11 protein-coding genes are annotated in these 12344 nt (G+C 69.8%); 6 read left to right on the forward strand and 5 right to left on the reverse strand.

Annotation, left to right across the window (positions count from 1 at the left end; all coding sequences use genetic code 11):
• The first annotated feature begins 158 nt into the window (after positions 1-158).
• Together rsmI and AB0L97_RS13795 are read left to right on the forward strand one after the other, a co-directional pair.
• The gene (gene rsmI, locus AB0L97_RS13790; protein ID WP_364428875.1) at positions 159-1007 is read left to right on the forward strand and encodes a 16S rRNA (cytidine(1402)-2'-O)-methyltransferase; all 849 of its coding nucleotides are present in this window, start codon (positions 159-161) and stop codon (positions 1005-1007) included.
• Between the two features lie 78 nt (positions 1008-1085).
• Positions 1086-1838, forward strand: coding sequence for an isocitrate lyase/phosphoenolpyruvate mutase family protein (locus AB0L97_RS13795; protein WP_364428878.1), 753 nt, complete (start codon positions 1086-1088; stop codon positions 1836-1838).
• A gap of 131 nt (positions 1839-1969) precedes the next feature.
• Here the strand turns inward: AB0L97_RS13795 and AB0L97_RS13800 are convergent, their stop codons facing one another.
• Entirely contained in the window at positions 1970-2638 is a 669-nt protein-coding gene (locus AB0L97_RS13800) for a TetR/AcrR family transcriptional regulator (RefSeq protein ID WP_355074553.1), read from the reverse strand.
• Between the two features lie 211 nt (positions 2639-2849).
• Positions 2850-4436, reverse strand: coding sequence for a methionine--tRNA ligase (gene metG, locus AB0L97_RS13805; RefSeq protein WP_364428882.1), 1587 nt, complete (start codon positions 4434-4436; stop codon positions 2850-2852).
• Positions 4437-4507: 71 nt separating this feature from the next.
• On the opposite strand from metG, the gene AB0L97_RS13810 reads away from it, so the two are divergent.
• The 3 genes from AB0L97_RS13810 (at position 4508) to rsmA (ending at position 7604) form a co-directional block, all read left to right on the forward strand.
• Positions 4508-5335, forward strand: a complete 828-nt coding sequence (locus AB0L97_RS13810) for a TatD family hydrolase (RefSeq protein WP_364428885.1) — start codon at positions 4508-4510, stop codon at positions 5333-5335.
• A 207-nt stretch (positions 5336-5542) separates the two neighbouring features.
• Positions 5543-6670, forward strand: a complete 1128-nt coding sequence (locus tag AB0L97_RS13815) for a transglycosylase family protein (protein WP_355074547.1) — start codon at positions 5543-5545, stop codon at positions 6668-6670.
• Positions 6671-6722: 52 nt separating this feature from the next.
• Positions 6723-7604, forward strand: a complete 882-nt coding sequence (rsmA, locus tag AB0L97_RS13820; protein WP_364428889.1) for a 16S rRNA (adenine(1518)-N(6)/adenine(1519)-N(6))-dimethyltransferase RsmA — start codon at positions 6723-6725, stop codon at positions 7602-7604.
• A gap of 68 nt (positions 7605-7672) precedes the next feature.
• On the opposite strand, the gene AB0L97_RS13825 is transcribed toward rsmA, so the two are convergent.
• Positions 7673-7879 (reverse strand): cation transporter, encoded by a 207-nt coding sequence (locus AB0L97_RS13825; RefSeq protein ID WP_364428892.1) that lies wholly within the window; start codon positions 7877-7879, stop codon positions 7673-7675.
• Positions 7880-7979: 100 nt separating this feature from the next.
• A complete protein-coding gene (locus AB0L97_RS13830) occupies positions 7980-9782 on the reverse strand; it encodes an ABC-F family ATP-binding cassette domain-containing protein (RefSeq protein ID WP_364428895.1) in 1803 nt (600 codons plus the stop codon).
• A 292-nt stretch (positions 9783-10074) separates the two neighbouring features.
• Here AB0L97_RS13830 and AB0L97_RS13835 point away from each other — a divergent pair, with 292 nt between their 5' ends.
• Entirely contained in the window at positions 10075-10923 is an 849-nt protein-coding gene (locus tag AB0L97_RS13835; RefSeq protein WP_364428898.1) for an LLM class flavin-dependent oxidoreductase, read from the forward strand.
• Positions 10924-11217: 294 nt separating this feature from the next.
• On the opposite strand, the gene AB0L97_RS13840 is transcribed toward AB0L97_RS13835, so the two are convergent.
• On the reverse strand, positions 11218-12153 hold the full coding sequence (locus AB0L97_RS13840) for a 4-(cytidine 5'-diphospho)-2-C-methyl-D-erythritol kinase (protein WP_355074538.1): 936 nt from the start codon (positions 12151-12153) through the stop codon (positions 11218-11220).
• Positions 12154-12344 lie beyond the last annotated feature (191 nt).

The following is a 12344-nucleotide window of genomic DNA, read 5'->3' on the forward strand; positions in this document are numbered from 1 at the left end:
TGCCGGCGTGAGTGAGATTCGTCTCGAAGGCATGCGGGATTGCTTCCGCCGGTGCGGCCGAACCTCGTTGCCGCCGGTATCTGCTGGGGCCGGTGGCGTCGGTGGATAGGCTGCGGGTTGGCGGTTGTCGCCGGATACGTGATGCGGACAGGAGTGCGGTGGCTTACGAGACGGCGGGCGGGCTGGTGCTCGCGGCGACGCCGATGGGTGATGTCGGCGATGCCTCGCAGCGCCTGCGCGAAGCGCTGGCGACGGCCGATGTCGTCGCCGCCGAAGACACCCGCCGCACCAGGGCGCTGGCCAAGGCGCTCGGCGTCGAGATCTCCGGCCGGGTGATCAGTTTCTACGATCACGTCGAGACCGCCCGGATTCCGATGCTGCTCGACGAGATCGCCGACGGCCGTACGGTGCTGCTGGTGACCGACGCGGGCATGCCGTCGGTGAGCGATCCCGGCTACCGCATGGTGGCGGCGTGCGTCGAGCGGGATCTGCCGGTGACCTGCCTGCCCGGACCCTCGGCGGTGACCACGGCGCTGGCACTGTCGGCCCTGCCGGTGGAGCGGTTCTGCTTCGACGGATTCCCGCCGCGCAAATCCGGCCAGCGCCGGGAATGGTTGCGTACCTTGGCCACCGAACCACGCGCCTGCGTCTTCTTCGAGGCGCCGCATCGGCTCGCCGACTGCCTGGCCGACGCGGTCGAGATCCTCGGCTCGGACCGCCGCGCCGCCGTCTGCCGGGAGCTGACCAAGACCTACGAGGAAGTGATCCGGGGGACCCTGGCTGAACTGGCCGAGTGGGCCGTCGATGGCGCACGCGGCGAGATCACCGTGGTGCTCGCGGGCGCCCAGCCCGCCGCCGCCGATCCAGCGGACCTGGTGGACGCCGTGGAATCCCGAACCGCGGCGGGCCTGCGCCTCAAAGACGCCTGCGCCGAGGTCGCCGCCGCCCACGCCGTGTCGCGTCGCGAGCTCTACGACGCGGTTCTCGCCGCGCGCCGCACTTCCTAGCCGACCGCGACTTCGGCTGTGCGGTTCGCTCCGCGCGGGTGGTCGACCCGAAGCTGGGTGGCGGGCATGATCATCGGTATGACTTCTCTGGAGAGCAAGGCCACGACGTTTCTCGGGTTGCACGTGCCGGGTGATCCGGGCGTCTTCCCGACGGTGTGGGATGCCTGGTCCGCGAAAGTCGCCGTGGCGGCGGGCTTTCCGGCCTTGACGGTGGGCAGTCATCCGCTGGCCGATTCGATCGGCCGCTCGGACGGCGAAGGGATGACGTTCGACGAGTCGCTGACCCGGGTACGGCAGATCACGGCGGCGGTGGAAGTCCCGGTGTCGGTCGACATCGAGTCCGGCTACGGACAGGAGCCCGCGCGGCTGGTCGAGGGCCTGCTCGAGGCAGGGGCGATCGGACTGAACATCGAGGACACCGTGCACAGCGAGGGCAAGCGCCTGCGCACGGGCCAGGAACACGCCGACCTCGTGCACGGACTGCGCAAGGCCGCCGACGCGACGGGTGTGCACCTGGTGATCAACGCGCGCACCGACCTGCTCCTGCGCCAGGACGGAGACGAGGCCGACCGGGTGGACCGCGCCATCGAGCGGCTGCGGCTGGCCGCCGAGGCGGGTGCGGACGTGCTGTTCCCGGTGGGCCGCCACGCCGACGCCGACATGCGCCGCCTGACCGGCGAGCTGCCGCTGCCGATCAGCGCGACCGTCCTCCCGGATCAGGCCGACAAGGCCGCCCTCGCCGACCAGGGCGTCGCGCGGATCACCTTCGGTCCGTTCCTGCAGGCCGCGCTGACCAAGGAGATCAATACCCTGCTCGACCCCTGGAAGTGACATCGCGGAACAGCTGTGTGAGCGGTATCCGGTCGCCGCGACGACGGTGCCCGAGCCCCACCGGGTGACCGGTGGGGCGGCGGTGCGTCGGGTAGCGCGAGGACGCCATCCCGGTGACGGTCGCCGTGCCTTCAGGAGGGAACGGGAAGCCCCAGCGCGCTCATGACGAACTGGACGAACAGCGGCGCCAGATCCGGCACGCGCGCGGGTCCGTCCGAGACGATGACCCGCCGCGTGCGCTCGCCGATCGCGTCCGGGATCAGGGCGATCAGCCCGTCGGACAGTTCGGGGAGCGTCGGGTCCGCCGCCCGCGCCTGGTCGTAGAACACCCGGTACAGCTGGGCGAATCGGTCGACGGCCAAGTCGCGGTAGCCGACGGCCTCCTGGTTCACCTTGAACGACTCCACGAGCACCAATCGGGCGAAATCGGGCTCGGTGGCGACGGTCTGGCAGAAGGTGACCACGATGGACTCGATCTTCGCGTAGGCGTCGGCGTCCGGCGGCAGCTGGGCGAGTTCGTCCACGATCCGGGTCGCCATGATGTCGACGCCGGTGTGCACCGCCTCGGCGAAGCACTCCTCTTTGTTCGCGAAGTGGTCGTAGAAGGTCGTCCGCGAAACCCTCGCCCTGGCAACGATGTCGGTGAGGGTGGTGGCCGGGTATCCCTTGTTGTCGACGGACTCCACCATCGCCTCGACCAGCCTGCCGCGCTGCGACGTGAGCACGGCTTCGCGTGCCGCCCGATGCCGCTCGGCGAAACCGGACCGGTGAACGGATGCCGTCGCGTGCTGCTGGCCCATGTGTGCCCTCTCTGTGCCGGAACCGATTCCGAACGGAACGTCGTCGTACCGATCGCACACGGTCCGGGGCGTCGCCAGGCCGCGAACCGGTGTTTCATTATCCGACAACACATTCCACGGCGGGAAGGCAGGTGGATCCACTCGTGGGCATGTCGCCGTGGAACACCGCTAAAGTGTTGTGCGCCTTACCGTTACGGCAGGCGGGAGGCGGTCAGTCCTTCGGTTCGACGTACTTCGGGAACACCGGTTCCGGCGCGGGCAACGCCAACCCGGGCTCGATCGGCGTCGCGATGTCCGCGAACGTCCGGCTCCGCTGCCCCAGCTGGTCGAGGATACGGCCCGCCGACCCCGGCAGCACCGGCTGCACCAGGATCGCGACGATGCGCAGCACCTCCAGCGTCACGTACAGCACGGTGGCCTCGCGAGCGAGATCCTCCGGGGTGCCCGACTTCGCCAGCGCCCACGGCGCCTGCGCGGAGAAGTACCGGTTCGTCTCGCCCAGGGTCAGCCAGATCGCCTCCAGCGCCAAATGCATCTGCTGGGCGTCGAATTCGGCCCGGCAGCGCTCCAGCAGACCGCCCGCCAGATCCAGCAGGGCGCGGTCGTCGTCGGTGAACTCGCCGGGTGTCGGCACCACGCCGCCGCAGTCGCGCGCGACCAGCTTGGTGCTGCGCTGCACCAGGTTGCCGAACTCGTTGGCCAGGTCGCTGTTGATCCGGCTCACGATGGCCTCGTGGCTGTAGCTGCCGTCTTGGCCGTAGGAGATCTCACGCAGCAGGAAGAACCGCACCGCGTCCAAGCCGTAGTCGTCGACCAGCTCTAGCGGGTCGACCACGTTGCCGACCGACTTGGACATCTTCTCGCCCTTGTTGTACAGGAATCCGTGCACGAATACGCGTTTCGGCAGCTCCACTCCGGCCGAGAGCAGGAACGCGGGCCAGTACACCGTGTGGAAGCGTGTGATGTCCTTGCCGATGATGTGCACGTCGGCGGGCCAATACTTGCCGAAGGCGGCGGAGGAGGTGTCCGGGAAGCCGACGCCGGTGAGGTAGTTGGTGAGCGCGTCCACCCACACGTACATGACGTGGTCGGGATGGTCGGGCACCGGCACGCCCCAGTCGAAGGTGGTGCGCGAGATGGACAGGTCCTTCAGACCCGCCTTGACGTAGCTGACGATCTCGTTGCGCCGGGTCGCCGGCGCGATGAATTCCGGATGCTCGTCGTAGAGCGCCAGCAACTTGTCCTGGTAGGCCGACAGCCGGAAGAAGTAGTTCGACTCCTCGGTCCAGGTGACCGGCGTCTTGGAGTCGGTGGAGATGCGGGTGCCGTCCTCCAGCACCGTGGTCTCCTCGTCGGTGTAGAACGCCTCGTCCCGCACCGAGTACCAACCGGAGTAGTTGCCGAGGTAGATGTCGCCGTTGGCCAGCATCCGCTCCCAGATGGCGACGCTGGCGGCCTGGTGGTCGGCGTCGGTGGTGCGGATGAACCGGTCGAAGGAGATGTCGAGCGTCTTGTCCAGCGCCTCGAACACGTCGGAGTTGCGAGCCGCGAGCTCTTCCACCGGGATGCCCTCGGCGACCGCGGCCTGCTGCATCTTCTGGCCGTGCTCGTCGGTGCCGGTCATGAAGAAGACGTCGTAGCCGTCGAGGCGCTTGAAGCGGGCGATGGCGTCGGCCGAGATGTACTCGTACGCATGCCCGATATGCGGCGCGCCGTTCGGATAGGCGATGGCCGTGGTGATGTAGAAGGCGGGGCGGTCGACTTCGCTCATGGTGTGTCTACTGTAATGCGCGTGCATTCTTCCGCTCGCGTGAATATGCCCCTCGCCGATTCGCGGGTTCCCGCGTCCGCGCCGCGGGGTGGCCGCCGATGAGCGCGAAGCGTTCCGCGCCGGAGCTGCCCGAGCCGCTGTCGCCGATCGTGGACGCGCACACCCACCTGGACGCCTGCGGCGCGACCGACGCGGCGTCGACCGTCGCGATCGTCGACCGGGCCGCCTCGGTCGGGGTCGGCCGGGTGGTCACCGTCGCCGACGATCTGGACGCCGCGCGGTGGGCGGTGCGGGCCGCGCACTGGGACGATCGGGTGTTCGCCGCCGTCGCGCTGCATCCGACCAGGGCGAACGCGCTCGACGACGAGGCGAAGGCCGAGCTCGAGCGCTTGGCCGACGACCCGAGGGTGGTCGCTGTCGGCGAGACCGGCCTGGACTACTACTGGCCGGGCAAGCTGGACGGCTGCGCCGACGTCGAGACCCAGATCGAGGGCTTCCGCTGGCACATCGACCTGGCCAAGCGGGTGCGCAAGCCGCTGATGATCCACAACCGCGAGGCCGACCACGACCTGCTGACCGTGCTGCTGGACGAGGGTCCGCCGGAGCGGGTGATCTTCCACTGCTTCTCCTCGGACACGAACATGGCCCTGTCGTGCGTGGCCGAGGGCTACATCCTGAGCTTCTCCGGGACGGTGAGCTTCAAGAACGCGCACGAACTGCGCGAGGCGGCCAAGGTGGTGCCCGACGACCAGATTTTGGTCGAGACGGACGCGCCGTATCTGACCCCGCATCCGTTCCGCGGAGCGCCGAACGAGCCGTATTGCCTGCCGTACACCGTGCGGGCACTGGCCGAGGTGCGCGAGCAGGATCCGCTGGAACTGGCCGAGATCACCACCGCCAACGCGCGTCGCGTCTACCGGATCTGAGCGGGGGCGCCCGCCAAGGGGCGCGTACCCGAGGGCGTCACGGATGCCCGGAATGCATCGCTGTATGCGAAATGTGTCCTATGTCACTTTCGGCGTTCCGTTTTGTGATTTACCTGCGGGGTCGATATTCGATCGTGATATTGAAAAGGCCCTGTTCCGGAGCTTGCTGTTGTCGGCGCCCTGCCCCCTCGTTATCGTGCTGTGACCATGTCCCCCTTCATGCGGATCAACCAGTCGCGTTCGCCGCTGCTGTACATCGCGGTCGGCGCACTGCTGCTGACGCTGATCGTCGGCGCCGGTCTCGCGATCGTGAATCGCAAGACGGTGACCGTCGTCGTGGACGGCGAGAAGCTCTTCCAGACCACGATGTCGCGCGACGTGCGCGGCGTGTTGAAGGCCGCGGGCTTCGCGGTGACCGACCGGGACAAGGTGGCGCCCGCACTGGCCGCGCACATCGCCGACGGCGCGACCATCACGCTCAACCGCGCGAAAGAGGTCGACCTATCGGTCGACGGTATGACGCAGAAGGTCTGGACCACCGGGGTGACCGCGGGGGAGGCGCTCGAACAGCTGAAGATCCCGAAAGAGGTGTACGTCTCGCCCGCCCGCGACGAGCGGCTCCCGCTGCAGGGCGGGACGCTGACCATCGCGACTCCGCGCGTGGTCTCGCTGGTCGACGGCATCGGCAATCCGGTGGACGTGCGCGCCGCCGCGCCCACCGTCGGCAAATTCCTCGAGGTCACCGGCATCCCGCTGCTCGAGCAGGACTCCGTCGAACCGGCCGCGGCCACGCCCCTGACGAACGGCTTGCACGTCACCGTGACGCGCAAGCGGGTCGAACAGCAGACCGAGACGATGCCGCTGGACCCGCCGGAGAACGTCATCGAAGACCCGGAGATGAACATGAGCCGCACGGTGGTGGAGTCGCCCGGCGCTCCCGGCGTGCAGAACGTCACCTTCGCGGTCACCATGGTCAACGGCCAGGAAGTGGACCGTAAACCGGTCGCTTCGACCGTCACCGTGGCGGCGAAGCCGAAGACCGTCCGCAAGGGCGCCAAGCCTGGCACCGAGGTGCCCCCGGTGCGCGACGGCGCGATCTGGGACGCGCTGGCCCGCTGTGAGTCGACCGGCAACTGGTCGATCAACACCGGCAACGGCTACTTCGGCGGTGTGCAGTTCGACCAAGGCACTTGGGAGCGGCAGGGCGGGCTGCGGTACGCCCCCCGCGCGGACCTGGCCACCAGGGAAGAACAGATCGCCATCGCGGAGATCACCCGGCAGCGGCAGGGTTGGGGCGCCTGGCCCGCTTGCACCGGTCGCCTCGGCATCAGCTGACGCGGGGGAGACGTCGCGGCAGGCCGGGTATGCCGGTTGATAGATTCTCGAGGTGTCCGAACCTGATATTTCCGCCCGCGGGAGTGCGGCGCTGCTCGGGCCCGCCGAAGTGCGGGTGCTCGCCGAGCGGTTCGGGGTCCGGCCGACCAAGCAGCTCGGGCAGAACTTCGTGCACGACGCGAACACGGTGCGGCGGATCGTCGCGGCCGCCGGGGTGGGGCGCGGGGACGTGGTGCTCGAGGTCGGGCCCGGTCTCGGTTCGCTGACCCTCGCACTGCTGGACGTGGTGGACTCGGTGGTCGCCGTCGAAATCGATCCCGTGCTGGCGCGCCATCTTCCGGTGACCGTCGCGGACCGGGCTCCGGAACTCGCGGAGCGACTGTCGGTGGTGGAGGCGGACGCGCTGCGCGTCACCGCGGCGGACCTGCCCGCCGCGCCGACCGCGCTGGTAGCCAATCTCCCGTACAACGTGGCCGTCCCGGTGCTGTTGCATCTGCTCGCCGAACTGCCCGGCATCGCGGTCGCTCTGGTGATGGTGCAGGCCGAGGTGGCCGATCGCTTGGCCGCCGAGCCCGGCGGCCGCATCTATGGCGTGCCCAGCGTGAAAGCGGGCTTCTTCGGGACCGTCCGGCGTGCGGGGGCGGTGGGCACGCAAGTGTTCTGGCCGGTGCCGCGGGTCGAGTCGGGCCTGGTCCGGATCGACCGCTTCGCCGAGCCGCCGTGGCCGATGGACGACGAGCACCGCCGCCGCGTCTTCGAAGTCGTCGACGCCGCATTCGCGCAGCGGCGCAAAACGCTGCGCGCCGCCCTCGCCGCCTGGGCCGGTTCGCCTGCCGAAGCCGAGCGCCGTCTGCTCGCCGCGGGCATCGCTCCCACCGCTCGCGGCGAAACCCTCGACACCGCCGCCTTCGTCCGGCTGGCGGCCCAGGCGTAGCGCGTCGCACAGAACAGTGGCTCCGCTACCGGCGTCGGCCGGTGCGCGGAACCACTGGTGGCGACCGGTCAGACGGCGACTTCGTAGCCTGCTTCGTCCACGGCGGCGACAATGTCGGCGTCGGCGATCTGCGCGGTGCTGTCGACGCGGACGGCGCCGCTGGCGAGATCCACATCGACGCCGGTCACGCCGTCGATCTTGCCGATCTCGGTCTTGACGGAGCTGACGCAGTGCCCGCAGGTCATCCCGGTGACGGTGTAGGTGGTGGTGGGCATGTCCGACTCCTTCGCATCCATATCATTCATACGGGCGGGGGGTACCCCGACATCGAAAGATACCCCCTCCGGGTATATGTCCGCAAGAGGCGGCCGGGCCTCACACGCCTTCGGCCAGTTCCATCCAGCGCTCTTCGGCCGTTTCCTTCTCCGCGAGCACCTGCTTGAGCTCCGCGCCCAGGTTGACCAGCTTGTCCGGGTCGGTGGCGGCGTCGGCCAGCGCGACGTGCAAGCGCTGCTCGCGCTCGGACAGCTTGTCGATGGCGCGTTCCAACCGGGTCAGCTCCTTGCGGGCCGCGCGGTAGGCCGCGGAATCGGTGGCCGGGGCGTCGGCGGGCTTGGCATCGGGTGCGGCGGTGCGGGTCTGGTTCGCCGCGAGGGCCGCGCGCTTGGTCAGGTACTCCTCGATGCCGCCCGGAAGGTTGGTGAGCTTTCCGTCGCCGAACAACGCCCAGGTCGAGTCGCAGATCCGTTCGATGAGGTACCGGTCGTGGCTGATCACGACCAGCGTGCCGGCCCAGTTGTCGAGCAGGTCCTCCAGCTGTTGCAGGGTGTCGATGTCCAGGTCGTTGGTCGGCTCGTCGAGCAGCAGCACGTTCGGTTCGGACATGAGGATGCGGGTCAGCTGCAGGCGTCGCCGCTCGCCGCCGGACAGGTCGCCGACCGGCGTGCGCTGGCGGGCGGGGGTGAAACCGAGTCGCTCGGCCAGCTGTCCCGCCGAGATCTCCTTGTCGCCCAGCATGATTCGCTGCGCCACCTGCTGCACCGCCTCCAGCACGCGTAGGTCGGTGGGCAGGTCGTCGAGTTCCTGGCGCAGCCAGCCGATCTGGACGGTCTGGCCTTGGATGCGCTTGCCCGCGGCCAAGGTCGCGTCGGTGTCGCCCGCAAGGGCGCGCAGCAGCGTCGTCTTGCCCGAGCCGTTGACGCCGACCAGGCCGACGCGCTCGCCCGGCGCCAGCCGCCAGGTCAGGTCGCGCACCAATTCCCGGTCGTCCGGCGTGGTGAGCGTGACGTCCTCCAGCTCGACGACCACGCGGCCGAGGCGTTTGCGCGCGAAGGCGGCCAGCGAGACGCTGTCGCGCGGCGGCGGCACGTCGGCGATCAGGGCTTCGGCGGCCTCGACCCGGTAGCGCGGCTTGGACGTGCGCGCCTGCGGGCCGCGCCGCAGCCACGCCAGTTCCTTGCGGGCCAGATTGCGCCGCCGGGCCTCGGAGGCATCGGCCTGGCGGGCGCGCTCGGCGCGGGCGAAGATCCAGTCGCCGTAACCGCCCTCGTAGCTTTCGACCTTGCCGCCGACCACTTCCCAGGTGTTGGTGGCGACGGTGTCGAGGAACCAGCGATCGTGGGTCACCACGACCAGCGCGCTGCGGCGGCCGAGCAGGTGCGCGGCCAGCCACTGCACACCCTCGACATCCAGGTGGTTGGTCGGCTCGTCCAGCACGAGCAGGTCGAGTTCGCGCACCAGCGCGGCGGCGAGCGCGACCCGGCGGCGCTCGCCGCCGGAGAGGTTGTCCACCAGGGTGTCCATGCCGAGGCCGGCGATGCCGATGCCGTCCATCACCGAGCGGATGCGCGGGTCGGCGGCCCATTCGTGTTCGGCGACCTCGTCGGTCATGGCGTCGTCGGCCAGCCCGGCCAGCACCACCGATCCGACCGTCGCGCCCGCGGGCAGCACACCGCGCTGCGTCACCACAGCCATGCGCAGGCCGCCGAGTCTGCTGACCCGGCCGCTGTCGGGTTCCTCGATGCCGGTGAGCACCTCGAGCAGGGTGGTCTTGCCGCCGCCGTTGAGGCCGACGACTCCGATCCGTTCGCCCGCGTGCACGCCGAGCGAGACATTGTCCAGCAGCGGCTTGATCCCGAAGCTTTTGTGGACCTGTTCGAGATTGATCAGGTTGGACATGGATCCTTCCGTGTCTTGCGGGGGCGGTCCGATGAGACCTACCTGTCGCGGCCCTGGGGCCCCGGGCCAGCGTACCGATGTGGGCGGACCGCCTGTCGTCCCGGCGAACGGCGGCGAGCTTGCGGTACGAACAATGTTCGTTTAGATTGATCGCGAACGAACGCTGTTCGTTCTCATGCAACCGAATCGGCGCTCCCCAGAAGTACAGCCGCAGAGTGGGACGCCCGCCTCCTATCCGAAGGCGTCGGCGGGCGGCACTATTCCCATTCCGCATGCTCTCTGGAGGATTCTCATGTACGTCGGCCTCGGCCTGCCCATCTCCGATCCCGCCGAGTTGCTCGACTGGGCTCGGCGCGCCGACGCGGGCCCGTTCCGCACGCTCGGCCTGCTCGACCGGCTGGTCTACGACAATCCCGAACCGCTGATAGCGCTGGCCACGATCGCCGGCGCGACCAGCCGCGTCCGAGTGCAAACCGAAGTACTGCTCGCGCCGTTGCGCGACCCGGTGCTGCTCGCCAAACAGGCCGCCACGCTGGACCGGATGTCCGGCGGGCGGCTGGTGCTCGGCCTCGGCGTCGGCGGCCGCGCCGACGACCACCTCGCCTCGGGCACCGACCTGCGCACCCGGGGCCGCCGCCTCGACGAGCAAGTCGCGCTCATGCGCCGCCTGTGGGCCGGTGAGCCCTACGGCGAGGAGTGCGGGCCGATCGGCCCCGCGCCACTGCGCCCGGAAGGGCCCGAGATCCTGTTCGGCGGCTTCCAGCCCGCCGCACTCGAGCGCGTCGGCCGTTGGGCCGGTGGCTTTCTCGCCGCCGCACCGCCGTCGTGGGCGGGCGGGCTGTTCGACACCGTGCGCCGCTCCTGGACCGACCACGGCCGACCGGGCGCGCCGCGGATCGTCGCCCAGCTCAACGTCGCCCTCGGTCCGGACGACGTCATCGAAGACGCACGCGCGTCGATGGGCGCCTACTACGCGTTCACCGGCCGCGCCGAAGGCATGCTCGAAGGCATGCTCACCACGCCCGCCCGGATCCGCACCGCCATGGCGCAATTCGGCGATCTCGGCGCGGACGAGGTGATGTTCTATTGCTACGGCCGCGACGCCGATCAGGTCGATCGGCTCGCCGACCTGCTGCCCTGAGCGAGGCCGCGCATCGGTCACACGGATGCGGCGATGCCGAGCGTTCCCGCTTGATCGGCTCGCCGACCTGCGTACCGCAACGATCGCGCGCAGGGCCGTCATGCTGAGCGTTCCCGCACGTACGGCAGGCCACATAGGGTTTCGTGCTCGCCGCAGTGTCGTCGGCATCACCACCTCGCAGTGGACACCCCGCCGGAGCTACGGACGGTTCGGCAGGAACCGTGCCTGAAGTGCCCGCTCGGCGGCTTGCGGCGTCGGCCGCAAGCCGCCGCGTCCGGTCGCGGCCAATGGCGGTCAGTGCTTACCGGGTGCGTCGCCGCTGAGGACGCGCGCGCCCGGCACGGGTCCGCTGGCGGTCCGCACGCTGCGGCAGACGCCCGCGCCCGCGAGTTCGGCGGCCACCGAGATCGCCGACTCCTCGCTCTCGCAGAGGAACGCGCAGGTGGGCCCGGAACCGGAGACCAATCCGGCCAGCGCGCCCGCGGTGATGCCCGCGCGCAACGTACGGCGCAGTTCCGGCTTCAGCGACACCGCCGCCGCCTGGAGATCGTTGCCGAGCAGGGGTGCGAGCTGCCGCGCGTCGCCGGAGGCCAACGCCTGCATCAGTTGCTGCGGCTCGCCGAGCCGGGGCGGTTCGCCGTGCTCGCGCAACCGGTCGAGTTCGGCGAACACCGCGGGAGTGGACAAGCCGCCTTTGGCGAACGCGAGCACCCAGTGAAACGTGTTGCGGGACAGCACCGGCAACAGGCGCTCGCCGCGGCCGGTGCCCAGCGCGGTGCCGCCGTGCAGGGCGAACGGCACGTCGCTGCCGAGTTCGGCCGCCACCGCGGTGAGTTCCTCCCTGGACAGTCCCAGGTCCCACAGTTCGTTCAGCCCGACCAGCGCGGCGGCGGCGTCGGCGCTGCCGCCCGCCATGCCCCCTGCCACCGGAATGCCTTTGGTGATGGCGATTTCCACCAGGGGAGCGCGGCCGCCGAGGTGCGCCAGCCGGACGGCGGCTTTCCATACCAGATTCGTCCGGTCGGTCGGCACCTCCGCGGCGCCCTCACCCGTGACCCGGACGGCCAGCGAAGCCGACGGCGCGATCTCCAGATCGTCGCTGAGGGACAGTGCTTGGAACACCGTGGTCAGGTCGTGGTAGCCATCGGCCCGCAGGTCGCCCACTCCGAGATGGAGGTTCACCTTCGACGGCGCCCGCACGGTGACGGGACTCGGCACAACTGACAGCACGGTGCTAAAGCCTAATAGCTGCAGCCGGACGGAGTCCGTCCTCAGCCTGCGCATGGCCGCAGCGAAGGCGGAGGTACGCCTAATAGGTGCAGTCGGGCGGAGTCCGTCCTCAGTTCGCGCATGGCCGCAGCGAAGGCGGAGGTACGCCTGATGGGAGCGGCCGGGCGATGCGGGTCCGTAGCTCGCACGCG

Source organism: Nocardia sp. NPDC051911, from assembly GCF_040681035.1.
Classification (GTDB): Bacteria; Actinomycetota; Actinomycetes; order Mycobacteriales; family Mycobacteriaceae; genus Nocardia; species Nocardia sichangensis.

Excerpts from the sequence above, each read along its gene's own strand:
- AB0L97_RS13825 (WP_364428892.1), bottom strand. The coding sequence starts at position 7,879 with ATGCCCACCACCACCTACACCGTCACCGGGATGACCTGCGGGCACTGC.
- AB0L97_RS13800 (WP_355074553.1), bottom strand. The coding sequence starts at position 2,638 with ATGGGCCAGCAGCACGCGACGGCATCCGTTCACCGGTCCGGTTTCGCC.
- AB0L97_RS13810 (WP_364428885.1), top strand. The coding sequence starts at position 4,508 with ATGAGCGCGAAGCGTTCCGCGCCGGAGCTGCCCGAGCCGCTGTCGCCG.
- metG (WP_364428882.1), bottom strand. The coding sequence starts at position 4,436 with ATGCACGCGCATTACAGTAGACACACCATGAGCGAAGTCGACCGCCCC.
- AB0L97_RS13835 (WP_364428898.1), top strand. The coding sequence starts at position 10,075 with ATGTACGTCGGCCTCGGCCTGCCCATCTCCGATCCCGCCGAGTTGCTC.
- AB0L97_RS13815 (WP_355074547.1), top strand. The coding sequence starts at position 5,543 with ATGTCCCCCTTCATGCGGATCAACCAGTCGCGTTCGCCGCTGCTGTAC.
- AB0L97_RS13795 (WP_364428878.1), top strand. The coding sequence starts at position 1,086 with ATGACTTCTCTGGAGAGCAAGGCCACGACGTTTCTCGGGTTGCACGTG.
- AB0L97_RS13830 (WP_364428895.1), bottom strand. The coding sequence starts at position 9,782 with ATGTCCAACCTGATCAATCTCGAACAGGTCCACAAAAGCTTCGGGATC.